18 protein-coding genes and 1 pseudogene are annotated in these 20,700 nt (G+C 33.3%); 6 read left to right on the top strand and 13 right to left on the bottom strand.

The genetic code is table 11. The annotated features are described in order from the left end of the window. Positions 1-151: 151 nt before the first annotated feature. The 4 genes from ACTQ5K_RS20850 to ACTQ5K_RS20865 all read right to left on the bottom strand — a co-directional run bounded on the left by ACTQ5K_RS20850 (position 152) and on the right by ACTQ5K_RS20865 (position 4,792). Positions 152-1,387: an EAL and HDOD domain-containing protein gene (locus tag ACTQ5K_RS20850; protein ID WP_031535956.1), complete on the bottom strand. Its 1,236-nt coding sequence runs from the start codon at positions 1,385-1,387 to the stop codon at positions 152-154. A gap of 255 nt (positions 1,388-1,642) precedes the next feature. After that, positions 1,643-2,941 (bottom strand): NCS2 family permease, encoded by a 1,299-nt coding sequence (locus tag ACTQ5K_RS20855; protein WP_031535957.1) that lies wholly within the window; start codon positions 2,939-2,941, stop codon positions 1,643-1,645. Positions 2,942-3,192: 251 nt separating this feature from the next. Further along, a complete protein-coding gene (locus tag ACTQ5K_RS20860; RefSeq protein WP_031535959.1) occupies positions 3,193-3,978 on the bottom strand; it encodes a hypothetical protein in 786 nt (261 codons plus the stop codon). A gap of 475 nt (positions 3,979-4,453) precedes the next feature. After that, a complete protein-coding gene (locus ACTQ5K_RS20865) occupies positions 4,454-4,792 on the bottom strand; it encodes a DUF4870 domain-containing protein (RefSeq protein WP_031535963.1) in 339 nt (112 codons plus the stop codon). Positions 4,793-5,193: 401 nt separating this feature from the next. Here ACTQ5K_RS20865 and ACTQ5K_RS20870 point away from each other — a divergent pair, with 401 nt between their 5' ends. Further along, positions 5,194-5,751 carry a GNAT family N-acetyltransferase gene (locus ACTQ5K_RS20870; protein ID WP_251629885.1) on the top strand — a complete coding sequence of 186 codons (558 nt, stop codon included), beginning with the start codon at positions 5,194-5,196 and terminating at the stop codon, positions 5,749-5,751. Between the two features lie 162 nt (positions 5,752-5,913). On the opposite strand, the gene ACTQ5K_RS20875 is transcribed toward ACTQ5K_RS20870, so the two are convergent. The 4 genes from ACTQ5K_RS20875 to ACTQ5K_RS20890 all read right to left on the bottom strand — a co-directional run bounded on the left by ACTQ5K_RS20875 (position 5,914) and on the right by ACTQ5K_RS20890 (position 9,781). Then, positions 5,914-7,557, bottom strand: coding sequence for an FAD-dependent oxidoreductase (locus ACTQ5K_RS20875; protein WP_031535967.1), 1,644 nt, complete (start codon positions 7,555-7,557; stop codon positions 5,914-5,916). A 151-nt stretch (positions 7,558-7,708) separates the two neighbouring features. Beyond that, positions 7,709-9,007 (bottom strand): arsenic transporter, encoded by a 1,299-nt coding sequence (locus ACTQ5K_RS20880; protein ID WP_031535969.1) that lies wholly within the window; start codon positions 9,005-9,007, stop codon positions 7,709-7,711. A gap of 14 nt (positions 9,008-9,021) precedes the next feature. Next, positions 9,022-9,366 (bottom strand): ArsR/SmtB family transcription factor, encoded by a 345-nt coding sequence (locus ACTQ5K_RS20885; RefSeq protein ID WP_031535972.1) that lies wholly within the window; start codon positions 9,364-9,366, stop codon positions 9,022-9,024. Between the two features lie 316 nt (positions 9,367-9,682). Further along, positions 9,683-9,781, bottom strand: coding sequence for an ArsR family transcriptional regulator (locus tag ACTQ5K_RS20890; RefSeq protein WP_349205146.1), 99 nt, complete (start codon positions 9,779-9,781; stop codon positions 9,683-9,685). A 237-nt stretch (positions 9,782-10,018) separates the two neighbouring features. Between ACTQ5K_RS20890 and ACTQ5K_RS20895 the strand changes: the two genes are divergently transcribed. The 4 genes and pseudogenes from ACTQ5K_RS20895 (at position 10,019) to ACTQ5K_RS20910 (ending at position 14,125) form a co-directional block, all read left to right on the top strand. Further along, positions 10,019-11,383 carry an MATE family efflux transporter gene (locus ACTQ5K_RS20895; protein WP_031535973.1) on the top strand — a complete coding sequence of 455 codons (1,365 nt, stop codon included), beginning with the start codon at positions 10,019-10,021 and terminating at the stop codon, positions 11,381-11,383. A 434-nt stretch (positions 11,384-11,817) separates the two neighbouring features. Then, positions 11,818-12,912, top strand: a pseudogene (locus ACTQ5K_RS20900) (putative bifunctional diguanylate cyclase/phosphodiesterase). Positions 12,913-13,155: 243 nt separating this feature from the next. Continuing rightward, positions 13,156-13,686, top strand: coding sequence for an Hsp20/alpha crystallin family protein (locus tag ACTQ5K_RS20905; protein ID WP_311298667.1), 531 nt, complete (start codon positions 13,156-13,158; stop codon positions 13,684-13,686). Between the two features lie 19 nt (positions 13,687-13,705). Beyond that, the gene (locus tag ACTQ5K_RS20910) at positions 13,706-14,125 is read left to right on the top strand and encodes an Hsp20/alpha crystallin family protein (protein ID WP_031535978.1); all 420 of its coding nucleotides are present in this window, start codon (positions 13,706-13,708) and stop codon (positions 14,123-14,125) included. A gap of 43 nt (positions 14,126-14,168) precedes the next feature. Here ACTQ5K_RS20910 and ACTQ5K_RS20915 read toward each other — a convergent pair whose 3' ends face one another. Together ACTQ5K_RS20915 and ACTQ5K_RS20920 are read right to left on the bottom strand one after the other, a co-directional pair. Then, complete coding sequence (locus ACTQ5K_RS20915; RefSeq protein WP_031535979.1) at positions 14,169-14,672, bottom strand: GNAT family N-acetyltransferase; 504 nt, start codon at positions 14,670-14,672, stop codon at positions 14,169-14,171. 390 nt (positions 14,673-15,062) lie between these two features. Then, positions 15,063-15,836: a CAP domain-containing protein gene (locus ACTQ5K_RS20920; RefSeq protein WP_031535982.1), complete on the bottom strand. Its 774-nt coding sequence runs from the start codon at positions 15,834-15,836 to the stop codon at positions 15,063-15,065. A 497-nt stretch (positions 15,837-16,333) separates the two neighbouring features. Between ACTQ5K_RS20920 and ACTQ5K_RS20925 the strand changes: the two genes are divergently transcribed. Next, entirely contained in the window at positions 16,334-16,579 is a 246-nt protein-coding gene (locus ACTQ5K_RS20925) for a hypothetical protein (protein ID WP_031535984.1), read from the top strand. 601 nt (positions 16,580-17,180) lie between these two features. On the opposite strand, the gene ACTQ5K_RS20930 is transcribed toward ACTQ5K_RS20925, so the two are convergent. The 3 genes from ACTQ5K_RS20930 to ACTQ5K_RS20940 form a co-directional block, all read right to left on the bottom strand. Then, complete coding sequence (locus tag ACTQ5K_RS20930) at positions 17,181-18,002, bottom strand: hypothetical protein (protein WP_048718560.1); 822 nt, start codon at positions 18,000-18,002, stop codon at positions 17,181-17,183. A gap of 137 nt (positions 18,003-18,139) precedes the next feature. After that, positions 18,140-19,045, bottom strand: a complete 906-nt coding sequence (locus ACTQ5K_RS20935; protein WP_031535988.1) for a CobW family GTP-binding protein — start codon at positions 19,043-19,045, stop codon at positions 18,140-18,142. Positions 19,046-19,141: 96 nt separating this feature from the next. After that, positions 19,142-20,614 carry a S41 family peptidase gene (locus tag ACTQ5K_RS20940; protein ID WP_284561834.1) on the bottom strand — a complete coding sequence of 491 codons (1,473 nt, stop codon included), beginning with the start codon at positions 20,612-20,614 and terminating at the stop codon, positions 19,142-19,144. Positions 20,615-20,700 lie beyond the last annotated feature (86 nt).

Below are 20,700 nucleotides of genomic sequence, written 5' to 3' on the forward strand. Positions count from 1 at the left end.
TCATAGGGAAGACCTCTTTTCTAGGATTGGTTGTGGTGACTTAATTCTACCAAGAGAAGGTCTTCCTTTTTACATGGAAATTTTCATTTACACAAAATATTTTATACTCTCGTTGAAATGCTTTTGTCCCAACCTCTCTATTTAATAAACATTATAAATAATCTTCATCCAATAGCTTTTTAGCCCATGAAATGGATTCTGCATATTCTTTAAATAGTTCCTTTTCTTGTATATTTAACTCTTTGCAGCCAAGTCCTATTCCAGTCCAATCAGCTGTTTCTGCAGCTATGACCAATTGGAGTACATCTCGTTGAATATTTTTCTCTCCTGATAATGCTTGTACAATCGTTTCATCTAGAGGTAAATCAGAAAGAATTGTCGCCATATCTCTATTCATAATGGTATCCATAAGGGAGAACATACCCGTTAAAAAAAAACTGCCGTATTCTTGTCTTCCAGGGATTAGCTTTGCGACCGATTCACACATTTTAGAGCGGATTAAACAATTAAGCATTACTTCAAATGAGATTCCATTCTTCCACTCATTTTCTCTTACGGTTAAAACGTATATCCATTTTTGCAGCTCAATAAGCCCAATATAAATAATCGCATTTTTAATACTTGTTACCTTTTGCTTCATTCCATAGCCTAGTGTGTTTATTAGTTTCAATAATTTATAGGACAATGAAATATCCTGCTCGATTAATTTTGAAATACGATTAATATCTGGATCTTCATCATTCAAAAGTTCAAGTATCTTATAATACGTATGAATATAGATTGGTACATCGTGAGTAGACATAATCAGTGGTCTTGAAAAGTAGTAACCTTGAAAATAGTGATATCCTTTATTTTTAGCTTGTTCATACTCTTCTTTTGTTTCCAGCTTTTCTGCAACCAATTCAATATTATTCTTTCTCGCCAACGTTTCCAAATCTGAACGTGTTTCCTTAGTTGTTTGCTGAAAATCAACTTTAATCATATCAGCAAGTAATAGCAAAGATTGTGAGTATAGATTGCTTTTGTCAAAAATAAAATCATCTAACGCTAATTTATAGCCTAGTTGTTTTAACTCTATGCAAATATCGATTATTTTTTGACTGGGAATAACGCTTTCGAGAATTTCGATTACTATGTTTCTTGGTTGAAAATATGTAGGCAGTCTTAGTTCTAATAAATTTTCTGTGAAATTGATGAAACAAGGTTTTCCGTCTGATAGCTTATCTATCCCAATATTAAAGAAACTGTTAATTAGAACTTCTGTCGTCGCCTGATCTCCATTTATATTTGGAAATGAATTCATGTTATTATGTCTATAAAGCAATTCATAGCCATAAACCTCTTCCATTCGATTAAATAGTGGCTGTCTCGCCACAAAAACTTCCATTCCTTTACCTCCGTCAATCTATTTGTGCCATAGTTATTGTCATTTTAATAAATTTATAAGCAGAAGGTTGTCGAACCTTGAGTGTAAGATAATTATTTTTAGCGCTTAAAATGTCTTATTTTGATTAATTATAGGGGCATCTATGGTGCAGTTATTTTTCGATGATAAAGACCATCCTTTATCCTGGTATATTAGTAAAGTTCTTATTCAAAAAATAAAATAAGCGCTATGATAAAGGATGGATCTTCTTTTTGATTAATGTGTATATTGAAGTACAAAATTAATCAAAAACAATGAGGATATGAAATACAAAGGAAGTGAAACATCTTTCGCTTTACCTAATGCTATCTTTAAAATTGGGTAAAGGATAAATCCGATTGCCATACCATCTGCGATACTATAAGTAAATGGAATCATAGCAATAATAAAGAAGCTGGGAAAACTTTCACTTAAATCCCTTAAATCCAGATTACGGATATTTTGTAGCATTAATCCTCCAATAATGATAAGAATCGGTGCAATCGCACTGTCTGGTATTAATTTAATAACAGGAATAAAAAACGCAGAACAAAGAAAAAGAAGTCCTGTTGTTACCGCTGTTAGACCTGTTCTCCCACCAGCTGTCATACTTGCAGAACTTTCCACTGTCGCTACTGTTGGACTTGTGCCAAAAAAACTAGAAAGAAATACAGATATAGAATTAGCTCGAAAAGCCTTTGTAAATCGGTCTGGTCTATCAATAGATTGCACATGGTTATTTACCAATCCAATATTCTCAAAAATAAGTACCATCGTTAGGGAAAATACCGCAATCCAGAATGGAATCGATATTAGTTTATCAAAAGACATATGACCAAACACATTCTTGTATTCTTGTAAGTGGAGCGATTGACTCTTTCCGCTATTTACATCAATTATTCCAAAACTTGCTGCTATCAATGTGCCAACAACAATCGTAATGAGGAAATTTCCCTTCACATTTCTTAAAAATAGGATAATACTTATTAAAAATGTGAGTACAGTTGCTAATACATGTAAATCACTAAAAGATCCTAAAGCAATAATGGAATTCGTTCCTCTTACAACAAGCCCGCCTTTCTCCAAACCGATTAGCATTAAAAATAGACCTAACCCTACAGTAATCGATTCTTTCAATGAAACAGGGATTGAATCACTTACAATCTTTGCAAGCTTCGTAAAGGCAACAATCATAAACAAAATTCCTGAAATGAATACAACCGCCAGAGCTTCTTGCCAAGTTAAAGCCATTGAATGGACAATTGTATAGGAAAATAAAGCATTAATCCCCATACCAGGTACAAGTAAAATCGGAACATTCCCGTAAAAACCCATTAAAAAACAACCTACAACTGACGTTAGAATCGTTGCAATGATCGCTGCTTCTAAAGGAATACCTGCTTCTGCCAAGATTAAAGAGTTCACCACCACAATATAAACAACAGTAAAAAATCCAATAATCCCTGCAAAAATTTCACTTTTAAAAGTGGTTTGATTTTCTTTTAGCTTAAAAAATGAAAAAATATAATCTTTCATTTGAAATACCTATTTAGTTATAGCCCTCTCCCTACCCGCTTCCCTCTTAAACACAAGAAAAGCATGTCATATATTGACATGACTTTCAGCATGAAATAGGGTAGCCACAAGAATTTATGATAGCAGATTCCCATTACTTTGCCAATGTTTTTTAGGAGAAAATACTTACTTTTTCCTACAGATTATGATGATTTCGCCTTTCCTTAGTAATATTTTCTTATCAAAAAAATTTCAGAATAAATTCAAATAAATCAATGATTTGTATACGCAAATATTTTCGCCAATAAAGCATATAGATGGATTACTTCTCTATCCGAAGCATGTGGATCAATTGTAAATAAAGGAAGATTAGGGTCCATGAATCGCTTTGACCACTCCTTTGGCATCCAGCCTTTTCTCAAATGTGCTAATACAATCCCATCTTCTTTCTCAAAATGATATTCCGTATTACCAAAGCTCTTTTTCATCCTGAGTGATTTTTCACCAAATAAAAAAATCCGCGAAGATCGTTTATCTGTTTTCATCTCCATTATTGAGCTTATCATTCTATTGTCTTTATTTAAAATCTCTATCCTATTCCGCTTCATTCTGAAAGTATATTGAAGCACGTTCTCCGTATTATAAAATCCATATGATTTTACATAAAACAGATCAAATAGAAAGGGAAGATACCAGCGAATCACCGAAAATTTCACATCTTTAATTTCTCCAATCTCTTGCCCATTTCTATCAAAAATAACCATACGCAGTGAGGGTGCAGGTAAAAATGATAAAACAACTGTATTTGTTTTTAAAATGGAGTTAACTTGACCAAATGAAAATATTGTATCTACCTTTTCGAATCGTCGTTTATGTAAATAATACTGGCTATAGCAAGTTACACTATAGCATCCAAATGGCACTAAAAGTAAGAAATAAGTAATGCTAGAGTGACTAAAAATAAACAGCACCGTAAAAAGAAAAATTGGAATGCAACTAATTAGACTAGCGTTTAAAGCAGAAACGGCTGTGTATTTATAATATTTTTCTATATTCATAACGAGTCTCCTTTATTTCCATTCTTCCTTACAAGGTTGGATTGTGAGTTTTGGCATATTTTTTAATCTGTAGTAACTATTCTATTAATTTCTACTCAAATCTATGATTAGTTAATGGAGACTTTTTTGGAAAAAATGAAATTAGTTCTATTAAATTGTCTATTATTCTTTTTTATTTAGGAGCAAAAGAAAATGGAGGTCTGCTTTCCAACGCTTTATCGATGGAACAGGAAGACTATAAATTCATTAGGGATATATCAATCCACAAAAGGAGGACAAGGAATGAAAAGAATGGTACCCTCTGCATGAATGAGGGATTAACAGTAATGATGCTTTTTTTTGTTAAATGGAATAATACAAATAAAAAAACTGCTGCATATTCCCTATCTCATATACACCACTATCAAGAAGGATAGTATTATACTTAAGAGAATATGCGGCAGTTCTTAAAGCATGTCATGTTTAGTCAAATGGACTATTTAATAAAACGAATTGTTAATGGAATATGATACGCTTGACCCTCATAAGATTTTATTGCTGCAATAATTGTAAATACAAACGCCATTATTCCGATAATAGGTAAAATAATCACTCCTATAATAATAAATATCAGAATCCAGGCAATAAACGAATAAATAGCATAAGAAATTAAAAAATTGAAATATTCCTTACCATGATAATTAACAAAAGGTGAATCCTTTTTCACGAGCCAAATAACTAATGGTCCGATAAAATTAGTAAAGAAACTTGATACGTAAATCAGCATTGCAAAAATTCTCTCATCCGTTGATGATACATCTTCTTTGAAATCCATTTGAAACCTCCGAATTGTAATAATAATTGCTATATTATTATATACCATTGATTAAATTAAATGTTTCATTTTTCTAATAATATTTGTCCAATTATTTTATTATGTTTTTTCATCTATATAACTATTTAGCCTCCCTCACCTTTACATTTATTCATAAAAATTTTACATTTTGTTTGTATTTTCCTATTTTCATTTTCTACATAATTTTGTATGATATAGAAAAGTAATTTGTTATCATGAGATAATAATAAAAGATGGGAAGGCAAATGGTGCGCCACCGCTTTGGTTCTAGTGGGTTCGATTCCCACCCCGAAATTTTTTTTCAATTGGATTAAAAATTTCGAGGGTGGGCATTTCTTTATCAAGAGTAAGTTCTGCCCTCAGGACACGGAGGGATTATTATGTTAAAGAAAAGAGATCTCGAGGATTGCCAAGTGTTATATCCTTTAATGACGCATCCAGTTGTCTTCCCATTTGTGCGTCAAAAAGCTAATTCATATGAAGAATACCTGTTTCTAACAAAACAAACAATGGAAGCAGAAGAAAGAGGAGAACTTATTTCAAGAACCATTTTGGACGAATGGCAAAACCCAATTGGTACGATAAGTTTATTTGATCTAAATAATAATATTGGCTTTCTAGGAACATGGCTAGGGAAGCCATATCATGGAAAAGGATACAATAAATTGGCAAAGGAACTATTCTTCTCTGAAGCATTTTTTGACCTAAATATTGACAGCATATTAATGCGGATTAGAAGCCATAATACTCGATCGCTAAAAGCAGCCGAAAAGCTTCCTTATGCTATTTCTGCCAATGAGACAAGAAGCAATCTTTTACAAGCCTTAAATAGCTCTGGCACAAATTATCAACTATTTGAAATTCCTAAAGATTTATTTACTCTTTATACTTTACGTCAAACTACTGAAGAGAGTACAAATGATCTCAGAGAGGCGTAAATTCATTGGTCAACTGTTCATAATCTACTAAGATCAGCGATAGCTCTAGTATCTATCTACTGATCTTATTTTATTTCTTACATTTTTTCTGTGACATTTTGAATGAAGAAAAGAACCGATAAAGCTTGAACTTAAAGGTTCCTTCCTATGTTAGCAAACCCTTTATTTACTCTTCTTAAAGGTTTGATAATTTTTATTACCACCAGAAAGATTATAAATATCGCTGTACCCTAAATTTCGTAATACATTTTGCGCAGCATTACCTGTTGTACCACTATTGCAATATGTCACAGTAGGGAGCAACGGATCAAGATTCTTCGATTTTTCACGCAAATCACCAAGAGCTATATTAATGGCACTATCCACACATGAGGCTTGAAATTGTTTTGCAGAACGCGTATCAATTACCTGTATTGCTTCACCATTATTTATTCTTTCTGATAAATCACTTGGGGTAATTAGTTTATTTTTCTTTTCTATAGCATTCTGTAACGCCATCCCAGTATACATAACAGGATCTTTTGTTGTACTAAAAGGTGGAGCATACGCTAAATCAAGATGGAATAAGTCTTCAGCTTTTGCTTGAAATGTAATGGCTGTAACAAATACATCCATTCGCTTATCCACCCCTTCTTCCCCCACAATTTGTACGCCTAATATTCTGCCTGTTTGTCTATCAGCAATTGCCTTAATGATTAAATCTTTCCCTCCAAGATACTCCGCTCTAGCAGGTTTGATATTGTGCAGGATTTCAATTGAATATCCTTCTTCTAATGCTTCTTTTTCTGTCATACCAGTTTGTCCAACAGCTAAATCAAAAACTCGCAGAATTCCTGTACCTAAAATACCTCGATGCTCTAGTGAACCACCAGTTATCACATCACCAGCTATTCTCCCCATTTTATTAGCTGTACTACCCAATGGACGATACAGCGGTTTCCCTGTTATTAAGGAAAAGCTTTCCGCCACGTCACCTACTGCATACACATCTGGTATATTTGTTTGCATTTTACTATTTACAGCAATGGCCCCTGATTGACCAATATTAACACCTATTGCCTCAGCCAATTGTGTATTTGGGCGCACACCTGTTGCTAAAATGACCATATCTGCTTCGATAACTTTTCCTGATTTTGAATGTATTTCCGCTTCATTTATTGCGGTTATTTCTTCATTTAAAAGGAGTTTTACCCCTTTTTTAACTAAGTGCTCCTCTACACGTATAGCCATATCCTTATCCAAATGAGACATAACTTGATTGCTACGCTGAACTAACGTTACATCTAATCCTCTTGTTTTAAGCTGTTCTGCCATTTCTAAGCCAATATAACCTGCGCCAATAATAGTTGCTTTTTCGGGCTGCTTTTCTTTCATAAATTTTTCGATAGCTTTCGTATTTTGAATGGTTCGAACCTGAAAAACATGCTCCAATTCTACACCACTAATTTCAGGAGTAATTGGTGTTGCACCTGTTGCAAAAACTAATACATCATATATATCCTCTTTTACTTCGTTTGTATCTAAGTTTTTCACTTGAATCTTTTTCTCTACAGCATCGATACTGGTAACTTCATGTCGGATAAAAATGTCTACATTATATCGTTTTTTAAACCAAGATGGAGTCCTTGGTGTTAAAGTTTCCAATTCATCTATTTCTCCACCTAGAAAATAAGGAATTCCACAAACTGAATAGGAAATGTCATAATCTGCATTATATAAGGTGATCTCGGCTTGTTCGTCATTTCTACGTGCTTTTGCTGCTACAGAAGTCCCTGCTGCAACCGATCCTATTATAATAATTTTCATGTTTATCCTCCTATATGCATTCATTTTTTTCTTAAATCGATTTAACCTTTCTTTTTTGCAATGAATCATATAAAAACAGGCGACTAAAAATGGCTCGTTCCTTCTCTCTTGCTTTTTTTAGAGTTCGGAGATTAATGGTTTAACTTACCAACTATGAAAGGAAAGAAAGCCAGAAGTATAAGCCAATTAAAGTAATAAAAAGAGTCGGAATGGTTAAAATTATTCCCGTTTTGAAATAGGTTCCCCATGAAATCTTTACCCCTTTTTGTGATAATACATGTAGCCATAATAAAGTTGCCAGTGAACCGATCGGGGTAATTTTTGGACCTAAATCGGAACCGATTATATTAGCATAAATTAATCCCTCTTTGATTACTCCAGTTGCATTAGTATCTGCTATTGCTAAGGCATCGATCAGGACAGTCGGCATATTATTCATTATGGAAGAAATAATAGCAGCGATGAATCCCATGCCAATGGTTGCAACAAACAATCCCTGATCTGCAGCTGCTTGAATAACGCTTGAAAGCAGGTTGGTTAATCCTACATTCCGAAGACCATAAATAACAACATACATTCCTATCGAAAAGAAAACAATTGCCCAGGGTGCTCCCTTCATTACATTCCGAATAGATACCGCCTCGCTTCTTCTTGCAAAAAAGAGAAAAATAATTGCGATAATGCCAGCAACAAACGATACTGGAATCTTCAAAAACTCACTTCCAAAATAGCCAATAAGTAAGACCACTAAAATGCCCCAAGAAATCCGGAACATTTTTTGATCTTTAATTGCATCAACGGGAACCTTTAAGTGGCTTGAGTCATACTTCTTAGGAATACTCTTACGAAAGTATAGATATAACACAAGGATACTAGCTAATAAGGAGAATAGATTTGGAACAATCATTCTGGATGCATACTCAACAAAACCAATACCAAAGAAATCAGCAGAAACTATATTCACTAAATTACTTACCACCAACGGCAAGGATGTAGTATCTGCAATAAATCCACTAGCCATAATAAATGGAAAAACCATTTTTTCTTCTAGCTTTAATGCTCGAACCATCGCGAGTACAATGGGGGTTAAAATAAGTGCTGCACCATCGTTTGCAAACAACGCTGCAACAATTGCACCTAATATCGAAACATAAATAAACATCTTAAGCCCGTTCCCGTTCGCGGCTCGTGCCATATGTAGTGCTGCCCATTCAAAAAAGCCAATTTCGTCTAATATTAAAGAGATAATTATAATTGCTATAAAGGCAAGTGTTGCATTCCAAACAATCCCTGTTACATCAGCAACATCATTAAAATCTACTACACCTACCAGTAATGCTAGTATTGCCCCTCCACAGGCAGACCAACCAATCGAAAGATTTTTTGGCTGCCAGATAACCAATGTTAATGTTAATAAAAAGATAATTATTGCCAAGACTGTTTGTAACAAAGTGTCAACCTCCATTAATTACATATGATTCTAAAACCTTTTTCTTCTAACCTCTCGATTTTTTCTCGCTGATTTGGGATGTGTTTTAATAGCTCCATTATCATTTCATAATAGTCACTAGTATTATTTAATGAATAAAAAACCCACTGCCCCTTTTTTTGTTCCTTTACAATTCCCAAATCTCTCATTTTACGAAGATGCTGACTAATTGCTGGCTGTGATATATTAAAGATTTCAACAAATTCACACACACAGCATTCTTGTTCAGACAACAAGCTTACAATGCTAAGTCTTGTTTTATCCCCTAGTAATTTTAAAACACTAGCTGTCTCTTTTAAAGATTGGTCTTTTTTGCTCATTTTTATCCTCCTTTCTACACGATTTCCTATTACATAAGCTTATTGTTATATACTTATTTAAAGAAAAGAAATACAATATTTATTAGTATTTGTATCTATTCTTTTAATATATAATTATATACTTATATATTATCAGTAAAAAAAGGTGCTGTCAATTACATTTTTTTACTTTTAAATACAAGAAATTCTTTTGCCGTGATCTTCTAAGCTAATAAATTTTTCTTCTTGCTCATTTACTTACTTTAGAATATCGTTAACCATCGAAAAATGTATATTTTGTTGATTTAGAAAATTGATTACCCAGTCCAGCATCCTTTTACTTTCTCGAATGTTGACTAATAGCAGGTTGAGACAATTGAAACCCATCTACAAATTCACATAAACAGCATTCGTGAACCGTTAGCATCCCTACCATTAATAACTATGTTTTATGCCCTAAAAGGTTTAAAATATTTGCTTCACTGTCAAATTGTTTCGAAGACATATATTCTTATCCATTTCCATTCATATATAAATTTCATCATAATCTGTTCATCTTAACTACAAACCACTTTTATGCAAAGAATTTAGAAGTTTCCGTTTCTTTCGTTCCATCATTCTCCCAATCTATGGTATAATACGAAACGTTATTGTTAAGAAAGAGGACAAAAAGATGAAACAATCAAATTCAATTAATCAAAAGTTAACACAAATGATCGTTATTTTAATGCCTGTACTTGTTACACAGGTTGGCATATTTGCACTAAGCTTTTTTGATACGACAATGTCTGGACATTATAGTCCCGTTGACTTAGCGGGAGTAGCAGTAGGGAGCTCCTTATGGACACCAATCTATACAGGACTCAGTGGGATTCTTCTTGCTTTACCTCCAATCGTTTCCCAATTAATGGGTAGAAGCGAACCACAAAAGGTACGATTTTCAGTTATCCAAGCTGCGTATCTTTCTTTTAGTATGGCTGTAACACTTATAATAATTGGCTACTTCTTTTTAGAGTCCATATTAGGAAGTATTGGGTTAGAAAAAGAAGTCTTTAACGTTGCTTACCATTACTTAGTAGCCTTGAGTACGGGGATTATTCCTATTTTCTTATACTTTGTTCTTCGTTCTTTCATTGATTCCCTTGGCCAGACTCAGATTACCATGTTTATTACTTTAATTGCCATTCCGATTAATGTAGTATTAAATTATGCACTTATCAATGGGATATGGATATTTCCCGAGCTAGGTGGAATAGGAACTGGTTATGCAACAAGTATAACGTATTGGATTATGTTTTTTATTGCCATTTATATCGTGCATCGAAAACAGCCTTTTGTTTCGTTTCAATTATTTACTCAATTTTCAAAAGTATCTTGGATTAAATGGAAGGAAATTTTGACAATTGGGATTCCGATTGGTTTTTCCGTGTTCTTTGAAACAAGTATCTTTAGTGCTGTGACAATTCTAATGAGCAATTACGATACTAATACAATTGCTGCACATCAATCGGCAATTAACTTTGCCTCACTCTTGTATATGGTTCCCCTCAGCATTTCTACAGCATTAACCATCCTTGTTGGTTATGAAGTTGGAGCCAATCGCTTGAAGGATGCAAAAGCATATAGCTGGTTAGGAGTGGGACTAGCGTGTTTCATTGCATTTATAAGTGGAATAATTCTGTTAACATTCCGAATGGATATTGCTGAAATTTATACAAAAGATTGGGAAGTGCTAAATCTAACAGCTCACTTTCTTATTTATGCGATATTCTTTCAATTATCAGATGCTATTCAAGCACCAATTCAAGGAGCTTTACGAGGCTATAAAGATGTAAATGTTACACTTCTTATGAGCTTTCTATCCTATTGGGTGATTGGTTTACCAAGCGGCTATCTTCTTGCTATGTATACCCATTTAGGTCCCTTTGGCTATTGGATCGGTCTCATTATCGGTCTTGCTACAGGAGCTATTTTCTTAACGAGTCGATTAATAAAGATACAGAAGAAAAAATTTGCTTATCCGCAATATCAGCATTAAAAGAGTGATTACCACAAGGGGAAAGATGTAAAAAAAGATAAAGTGAAACTTCCATCAGTGGTGGGTTTTCCTTTATCCCCCTACTATTGAATGGTAAAACTCTTGGTCATTACGGTGCTAATCTCCGACCTACCTCTAAGTATCAATAGAACTAGAAAATTTCTATCCCCTTCATATAAGAGAATATCTTCCATCATATAAATCTATGATTGTCACCATTCACATTGTTGATAACTAAACAAATCAAAAGTCCCTACTTTAACCTCTTACTGTTTAGTTAATAAATGTTGCTTTAGAAGATATAACAGAACAGATTACGACTCAGAGGCAAGTAAAATTCGTAGCATATCAATATCATGATGATTTAACTGGTTTATTCAAATGAAGAGGAATTTATCGAAATTTAGAAAGTCACCATTCACGCTAACACGCTTGTGGCAACTATTCTTATCGATCTCGACATGTTCAAAGACATCAATAATCTTGGCCATGTCGCTGGAGATACCTTACTGAAGCAAGTTACGGGAAGATTAAAAAAAATATTGATACGAGGTGAATTGCTTGCAAGAATGGGGAAGACGAATTTTTTCATTTGCCTTATTGCGCCCTATAGTCGGAACGAAGTATTTGAAAGAATCAAGAATATTCAAGATTTAATGAAGGAGCCATTCCTAGTACAAGAGACTTTGAAAGAAATTACTATAAGCATCGGTGTTTCTTTTTATCCAGAAGATGGCAAAGATTTAAACACGCTGATTAAGCATGCTGATATGGCCATGTATGAAGTCAAGCATTCTGGAAGAAATAATGTCATTTTCTTTTCTTCTCAGGTTGAAGAGAAGAAACTAGAACAAATCAATATGCTTCAGTCATTAAAGATAGCTCTTAAGCAAGAACAATTTATTCTTCATTTCCAACCCAAGCATAGTACTAATCACAAAAAAAAAGTAGGTGTAGAGACATTAGTACGATGGAACCATCCAGAAAAAGGTTTTGTCAGTCCAGATGAATTTATTTCATTAGCAGAGGAAAACGGTCTAATTATTCCTCTCAGTAACTGGATTATTGAATAGGCAATAAGCTCATTTTCGGGTTGGATACTAGAATATAATGTGAATTTTCACCTTTCTATCAACATATCGCCTATTCATTTTTTAGATGAGAACTTTATACCATTTTTATTTGCGCAATTACAGAAATTCAAACTTCCAACACATATGATTGATCTAGAAATCACCGAAAACCTGGCTATTGAAAATACAGAACAGACTAAGAAAAAAATTAATATACTGAAGGAAAAAGGAATCCAAAAATCGATGGATGATTTTGGAACAGGTTACACCTCCCTGACATACTTATCACAGTTCAACCTGGATCGCATAAATATTGATCGTTCCTTTATTAAAGAATTACCAAAAAATAAAAATGATGCGGCCATAGTACAATCTTTGCTATTTGTAGCCAAAAACTTAAATATTACGGTAACAGCTGAAGGCGTTGAAAAGGAAGAACAATTAAATGCCTTTTAGAATGGGGATGTGATGAAATTCAAGGCTACTATTATAGTAGGCCATTACCAGAGGATAAACTTCTTAAGTACTGGCAAGAAACGGTACAGTAATATATTGATAATGGTCCTTAGGCTACTTTGTAAAATGAATAGTTAGACATGGAGCATATGAAAAAGGCATTGCGCTTATCTGATTTTTTTCAATATTCATTTAAAGAAATGCCAACTAGGCAAATACACACTTTTATTATGTGTGAATACAATGAAAAATAAGCATATATTTGCAAAGGTGAGAAAGGATGAATTTCCAATGTTCCCATGGAATTTATTCCCTTTTAATAAAGATTCAAAAAATAGAATGGATCAAATGAATCCTCAAGATATCCAAAAGTATGTACAAGAAATGATGGATAAACTTATGCCAGAATCTCTTCAGAAAATGGAGCCAGATACTATGTTCCAGCAATTTTCAAAAGGTGCGAATTATCGCAATGATAACATTCACGATTCAGAAAAATTCAATTATGTCGTTTTTGAAACCCATCATCACGTTTATGTCAGAATTCCTATTCTAGAAAGCAGCTGGCTTGAACATATTAAGATCTTTTATACATCTAACCAATTAGTAATAGAGCATATTCCATCATTTGAAGACAAACATATGATTACATTGCCTGCCATTGTAAGAAAAAAAGGGTCTGCTGCCGTTTACAAAGATCATATTTTAGAGATAAGGATTCAGAAGAATATTGATATTCAATTTTCGGAGATTGATGTAACAGAAATGAATTAAAAAGGAAGCGGGAATTTTTATGAGTTTTGACAACTTAAAAAAAATCTATCAATTTTCAGAGAATAGTCATAAGGAAGATTATTGGAAAGAAATGTTTGGATCTAGTGACAAAGAGTGGTCTTCCCTTTCACCAACATCGATAAAAAATAGCGATACTTTCCCAGCATGTGATTATTATTTATTTGAATCTTGTTATTTTATTGATATGGAGTTGCCAGGAATGGATATAAACCTTTTAAAGATTCGTATTCATCACCATGTCCTTTATATAGAAGGATATTATAAAACCCTTTTTCCTAAATGTTCCTATCTTTTGAAAGAACGACAGAATAAACATTTTCTAAAAAAAATCAGCATCCCAAAATATGTGAATGAAAATACGATTAAAAAGAAATATGAAAATGGAATTTTACAGATTTCCTTTGCTTGCAAAGTGTGATAAGAGGAGATCTAGCGATTTCCTCCTATCTCCCTTTAAGGAATCATAGAAATAATTTATCATAGCAATAAAATGGTTTGTCTTTTCCTTCAAAAAAAGTAGAACCAACTTTATTATATCCATTTTTCATAAATAAGTTTTGTGCTTTATCATTTAATGAATATGTATCAGTTTTCAAGTAAAATACATCTTGTTCAATGGCGTACACTTCAGCGAATGCTAATAAATTACTCGCAATACCGCCACCACGAATATCTGGATCAACAACTAATCGATGGATAACCATGTATTCTCTATTATGATAAGTCCAGGCAATACCCTCATAGTTTTTTCCACCAATTTGATCAATTGTAATAGAACCAACCACTTTGTCATCCATAATAGCAACAAAGAGATTTTTATTTTCGATATCTATTTCAAAGCTATTTTCATTAGGGTATTTATGAGACCATTGATCATTTCCTTCTTTTTGCATAATCACTAAAGCCTTCTTAACAATCTCCATGATTGTTGGTAAATCATCTATATGTCCTTGTCTAATTTCCACTTGTAATTTCTCCTATGCAATAAATTCTTCCCTGTAAACTCTCTTAGTTAGTGTGCTTGTTCTTAAAGTAGATATTCAGGAAAAATTATTATATAAATTAATGCTCAAAAATACCACTATTTTGTTTAATAAACATCTATTTCTATAATTCTCTTTATTCAGAATCATCTAAGTTAAAATATAATTTCCATAGTTGGCTACTCTTTCTCGCCTGCCAATACTACTTGAACTCAAATAAGCTTGCGGTTGTGTCTACTATAGCTAGTATTGTATTAAACTTGATGCTTTCCAAAACACTATTGATTCAAGATAATAAAAAAACAACTCTATCAGAAAAAAATTCTGTAGAGTTGCATGTTTAATTATTTTATATCGATAATATTATTGGTGTTACTTTCCGATAAATTGCTGTGTCCAATAACTTCCATTTTCAACATATCCAACACCTATATGTGTAAATTTATCACTTAGAATATTTGCACGATGTCCTTCACTATTCATCCATGCCTTTACTACTTCTTCTGGTGTTTTTTGGCCTTTGGCAATATTTTCTCCTGCCGCTTTATACGTGATGCCAAATTGCTCCATCATGTCAAAGGGACTGCCATAGGTTGGGCTTGTATGGTCAAAATAATTATTTGTACTCATATCTTGTGACTTTGCTTTAGCAACCTTACTTAATTCGCTATCTAAAGTAAGGGCTGGTAAATCATAGTTAGCTCTTTCTTTATTAGTTAATTCTACTACTTCTTTTTCAAAAGCGCTTACCGAAGCAGTTGCATCCTCAACCTTATTATTAGTAGGTTCAGCTACCTTATTATTTTGTGAAGTAGTTGTTTCAGGCTTTGATTGCTCTTGGTTTTTTTTGTCTATTTGTTCTGTATTATCCTTCTTAACTTCCGTTTGTTTGTTTTCAGATTGATATGTTTGTTGTTTTCCAATTGACTCTTTCCATTCACTCCATACTTTATCCAAATCAATTTGATAATTACTAGAAAAATCATTTACTATTTTATTAAGTTGCTCTTCTGAAAGATTATATGATTGATAGATTACCTTTGCCTCTTTTGGTTGAACTGTAGCAGCCTCTGCTTTGCTTGCTAGTGGAGTTGCCATCAATGTTGTTGCTGCCGCTACTGAAAAAATTAAATTTTTCTTTTTCATTCTATATTTCCTCCTTAGTTGTCCAAATCGAAAGTTTAATAGATTTTGTTGTTTTCGACTTACTACGAAAATCATAACATAGGTTTTTTGTCATATTTTTGGATAAAAAAACCAATTAGTTGTTAGATAACAAAGAATGTATATAGGAAAAAACAGGAAAATGAATAGAATAATAGATACATCAACCAAAATATATCCTTTATTTTATCCATAAATAGAATGGATAAAAAAACCATTAATAGGAATTATATTATAGAAACCTATATTTTGGACAACAAATGATGCTTGACAGACATTTTTTTTTCGAATGAAAATAACATTAAAGTCAATGTGTTAACAAAAATGTACAAGTTGTTACAGTGGGAGCTTAAAGAACTATTTGTATTAATGAGTAAAAAAGGATGATTCCTTATTTCTACTTCTGCTATATGCATAAAAAAACGATAAGATTGGAAATATAATTAGGAATAATATCTTATAAAGAATGGAGTAATGATATGAATACACCGTATTGCTGCCCCAATTGCAAGACGAATCGAAGTCGCTTTAATATTATTAAGCAAGTTTCTCAATCAGTTAAATTAGATCCACAAACAGGTAATGTTATGGAGGAATATTCATCTGATAACCTATCTCCTTTCCATATGGGTTATTCTGGACCAGAATATCGAATTCAGTGTGCTGCTTGCGGCTTAGTGGAAGACGAAAATACATTTATTAAGTTTGGAGAAATGAAGGGATAACGAAAAGTAACCTTTCAGTAAAGTGAAACTTGTGTGGGGATTTCCCTTCGTTCCCCACTGTAAGATTAGAGTAGATGAAAATTCAGAATAACGGACAGTTAAACTACCTATCTTACGTTCAAAAGCAAAAGGTAATAGTCCTGTCGCCAATAAAAGTGGTAACAATTGAGTTTACTCAAAAAAGAGGAGTTATGGTACAAAAGTATTTTACTTAAAAGGAATACAATAACGGGAGGTCTATTATTATACCTACAGCCTGAATACCACTTTGCTTTCCAAGGGGAGAGTGGTATTCAGGCTGCTCTGTTTTTCCCCTTAATTAGTGGTCTTTTCTTTTATTGAAAAAGACACTTTAAAAACTAAGTTGAAAGGAGGAGAAGACACTGAATAAGTATAGTTCTCCTTAAACGAGGATTTATTTATTTGAAAGCGAGCTATTGCCTCAATAGAGGAAAGGCTATAGCCCCCGTCCTGTCGTTCATGCAGAGAGGAGGCATAGTTTCCTCCTCTGCATGAACGAATGTCTGCATCTATAGCCAATAGAACGACTTTTTTAAAATCCATAGATAAACAATATGAGAAGGAGCATTATTTATAGCTATTAAAATAATGGTTCTTCTACTTTAACCTTCCAAGGTTCTAGTGGGGAGCTTCTGATTATTACTAGCTCCTTGTTTATACTTTTTGGTTTCTCGTTCTTTACGTAAATATTCCAATCAATTGGAAGATCAATTTGTAATGCTTGTTCAAACTGTTGGTGGTCAGGCTCTTGTAATCGATTAATTTTTATATTTTTGATTGGTTCTAACGCTGTCCACCATTCCTGTTTCGTTGAAATGTACCGCAAAATGGTAGTATCCTTTTCCTTTAATCCAGCAGTATACGCTTTGGCAACCTCGCTAGGATTCATCTGCTCTAAATACTCTTTTAAATGGCCAGCAGCCTTATACACCATTAATTTATGGGAAAAGTCCATCTTCTCTGTCTTATGTGTGGTACTCCCTAAAAAGTGCACACAGAAATGACCAGGAAAATCGTTATTTAAAGCACCTGCGCCGTGCGGCATCCCATGCATCGATGCAGCAAACAATTGGTCATCTACCATTATAAGAATCGCTCTTCTTCGCCAGCTCCATTTTCCGTCATATATTTCTTTCATTATCTTTGTATCCTTCACACTTAGAGGCTGCACATCAGCATGCTGGCTTCCAGCTCTCCGTTGTACTTTAAACTGCTTCTTTGTCTCTATATCAATAATGGTAAACTTACTGTATCTAGGAATCATTTCATTTATTGTATTCCAATTTAACAGTTGAATATCAAAACTAATAGGAGAGGTTATTTCTTCTTCTGCAGCTCGCACTGAAATCGCAGAAACCAAAAATTGATAACATATAACCATAAATAAAATTTTTCTGTACACAAAGGACCCCCATTCACTTTTATTTGAATAATGAAAGTTTGCCCCTTTTTCTCTACTGTACTCATTCTATTTTACTCATTGCTAACAATTACCAAACTATATTATATGAAAGGATCCTTGCTAAAAAAACCAATATCTTATAATTTATTTAGTGATTCTTCAACCAATTTCCAGTCTATGTTTTCCCCTATAAATACCATATTTAATGGCATTTTCATGTCTTCTTGCATGAATAAAGGCATTCCATATGAGTATTGAAACAAATCTGGATATTTTGCTTGGTGAAATTGAACATATCCTTTTATTCTATAAATCGTATCTGGAAGCTCTCTTAAAAAGGTTTCAAATTCATCTGCAGCAATCATTTTTTTAAACGTATACACAAAAGTACTCAAGTGTAATTTATGGATTGACGTTTTTTGTACGTTATCGTAAACCTGTGTATTCATTTCCAGTAATTTTTCAAATGGAAATTTTGAAAAGGTTGTTAATATAGTAAATGCATGTGGGGAAATGGATTGAAGTTCAAAACTAATTTTTGCTTTTTCTGCTTCCGTCAATTGATCTTCTTTATTAATGATTAATAAACTAGCATGTCTGGCTTGCTCCAAGATTAGCTGTTGAACTGGGGCGTTTAATGTAGCTCGCTCTATCCACTGCTTTCCATTTATTACTGTTATTATCCCTTTAAATCGAAGACGATCTGCGAAAATGGGAGATAGAATTCCATCGATCGTTTCTACTGGATGTGCAGCTCCTGTTGTCTCGAAATATATCACATCTGGTTTTTCTTCCATTAATAATGTTTGAATTTGGGCTTCCACCTCATCTTGTATAGTGCAGCACACACATCCTCCGAGTAACTCTTTTAAAGGAATATCTTCCTCTATTTCATTCGAATCAATCGATACTTTACCTAATTCATTCATTAAGACGGCTACTTTTCGTCCAATTTCCTTTTCTTTTTTTAAAATTTCCTTTAATAACGTAGTTTTTCCACTGCCTAGAAAACCGGATAATACATAGATATCTGTCTGTTTCATCTTTATAACATCCTTTAACTATTGTCTTTTTACTATTGAAAACAGCCTATGAAAAAGAGGATGACAAATTGTCACCCTATTCTTCGATGTTAAAGCTTATTTTTCCATTTCCTTTTTTAATACTTCTATTGCTTTATTCATTTGTGTATCTGATTTTTGGAGTTTTTCACTAAGTTTATTCATTAATTGCGTAGTTGTCTTGTCAGTAATAACTCCGTCTTCTTTTAATTTTTCTTTCTTTTGGAACTCTTTTGTTGCTTTTTCAGTACTTTCATCAAAATAACCATTGGTATTGTCTATTTCATACCCTAATGCTTTTAGCATTTCTTGTGCTATTTTAACTTCTTCTGAATTACTGCCTTTTTTCAATTTACTTTCAGGATTGATCATTGTAAGGCTTGCATAGCTTGGAAGCTCCACTTTATAGGTTGGCTCAATTCCTTTTTCATGTATCCAGCTGCCATTAGGAGTTAGCCACTTATCAATTGTATACTTAATATTGCTTCCATCTGTAAAGCTCTCTGCACGTTGGACAGTTCCTTTTCCAAACGATTTAACACCAACTAATGGAACGTCTGCAGATTGATTAACAGCACCAGCTAAAATTTCAGAAGCACTTGCACTTCCTCCGTCAATGAGCACAACAAGCGGAATATCCATATTGTTGCTATTTTGAGAGGTAACTTTGTCAACCGTACCATTTTTATGTTCAATTTGATAAATAATTTCTCCGTTTGGAACAAAGAGATCTGCAATTTTTTTCACTTCTTCAAGTATCCCACCAGGATTATGTCTTAAATCGAGGACAATTCCTTCCATACCCTCTTCCTGGTATTTATTTAAGATTTCAACTAATTCTGACGCTGTATGTTCTGAAAAGCTTGTTATTTGTATTTTAGCGATTTTATCTTTTTCCATTTCTCCATAAACTGTCTCAATCGGAATCGTATCTCTTGTGATTGTTATTTTTAATGGATCACTTGCACCTGCACGTTCTATTTCTAAATCTACTTTTGTTCCTTTTTCACCACGTATTAACAGAACTGCTTCAGAAGAACTCATACCTTGTAGAGATTTCCCGTCTACTGTTAGAATTTTATCGTTCGGCTTAATTCCAGCCTTTTCAGCTGGAGAACCTTTAATGGGTGATACGACGACGATGCTATCATCTTGTTCCTGAATTTCAGCACCTATTCCTTCGAAAGAAGAAGAGATACTTTCTTGAAAACTTGCGGCTTCTTCCTCATTCATATAATCAGAATATGGATCATCTAGTGCTGTGAACATTCCATCAATAGCACCATTAACTAAATCCTCCGAAGTTAAATCCTTATAATAATCATCCATTAATGTATCATACGCTGTATACAATTTATTAAATTCATCTCGTTGATTATTTACAGTTACAGCAGGTTCCTCGCCAAAAGAAAAAGCAATTGTAGTTATACCTGCTGCTGCAATTACAACAACAAATAAAAGCATGACAAAATAAAACTTTTTTATTTTTATATATCCTTGTCCACTTTCTTGTTCTAATTCCTTTTCATTACTGTTTTTTTCGTTATCCAAATGCCTCACCACTTTCGTTTCCAAGAGAGTTATACACTATGTATAAAAATAGAATACCATTTTTATTTTTATTTAATCAAATATGA

Source organism: Niallia sp. Sow4_A1 (genome assembly GCF_052116745.1).
GTDB lineage: Bacteria > Bacillota > Bacilli > Bacillales > Cytobacillaceae > Niallia > Niallia hominis.

Excerpts from the sequence above, each read along its gene's own strand:
- ACTQ5K_RS20910 (WP_031535978.1), top strand. The coding sequence starts at position 13,706 with ATGAGTTTTGACAACTTAAAAAAAATCTATCAATTTTCAGAGAATAGT.
- ACTQ5K_RS20865 (WP_031535963.1), bottom strand. The coding sequence starts at position 4,792 with ATGGATTTCAAAGAAGATGTATCATCAACGGATGAGAGAATTTTTGCA.
- ACTQ5K_RS20885 (WP_031535972.1), bottom strand. The coding sequence starts at position 9,366 with ATGAGCAAAAAAGACCAATCTTTAAAAGAGACAGCTAGTGTTTTAAAA.
- ACTQ5K_RS20850 (WP_031535956.1), bottom strand. The coding sequence starts at position 1,387 with ATGGAAGTTTTTGTGGCGAGACAGCCACTATTTAATCGAATGGAAGAG.
- ACTQ5K_RS20855 (WP_031535957.1), bottom strand. The coding sequence starts at position 2,941 with ATGAAAGATTATATTTTTTCATTTTTTAAGCTAAAAGAAAATCAAACC.
- ACTQ5K_RS20935 (WP_031535988.1), bottom strand. The coding sequence starts at position 19,045 with ATGAAACAGACAGATATCTATGTATTATCCGGTTTTCTAGGCAGTGGA.
- ACTQ5K_RS20870 (WP_251629885.1), top strand. The coding sequence starts at position 5,194 with ATGTTAAAGAAAAGAGATCTCGAGGATTGCCAAGTGTTATATCCTTTA.
- ACTQ5K_RS20895 (WP_031535973.1), top strand. The coding sequence starts at position 10,019 with ATGAAACAATCAAATTCAATTAATCAAAAGTTAACACAAATGATCGTT.
- ACTQ5K_RS20920 (WP_031535982.1), bottom strand. The coding sequence starts at position 15,836 with ATGAAAAAGAAAAATTTAATTTTTTCAGTAGCGGCAGCAACAACATTG.
- ACTQ5K_RS20875 (WP_031535967.1), bottom strand. The coding sequence starts at position 7,557 with ATGAAAATTATTATAATAGGATCGGTTGCAGCAGGGACTTCTGTAGCA.
- ACTQ5K_RS20925 (WP_031535984.1), top strand. The coding sequence starts at position 16,334 with ATGAATACACCGTATTGCTGCCCCAATTGCAAGACGAATCGAAGTCGC.
- ACTQ5K_RS20860 (WP_031535959.1), bottom strand. The coding sequence starts at position 3,978 with ATGAATATAGAAAAATATTATAAATACACAGCCGTTTCTGCTTTAAAC.
- ACTQ5K_RS20890 (WP_349205146.1), bottom strand. The coding sequence starts at position 9,781 with ATGGTAGGGATGCTAACGGTTCACGAATGCTGTTTATGTGAATTTGTA.
- ACTQ5K_RS20905 (WP_311298667.1), top strand. The coding sequence starts at position 13,156 with ATGAAAAATAAGCATATATTTGCAAAGGTGAGAAAGGATGAATTTCCA.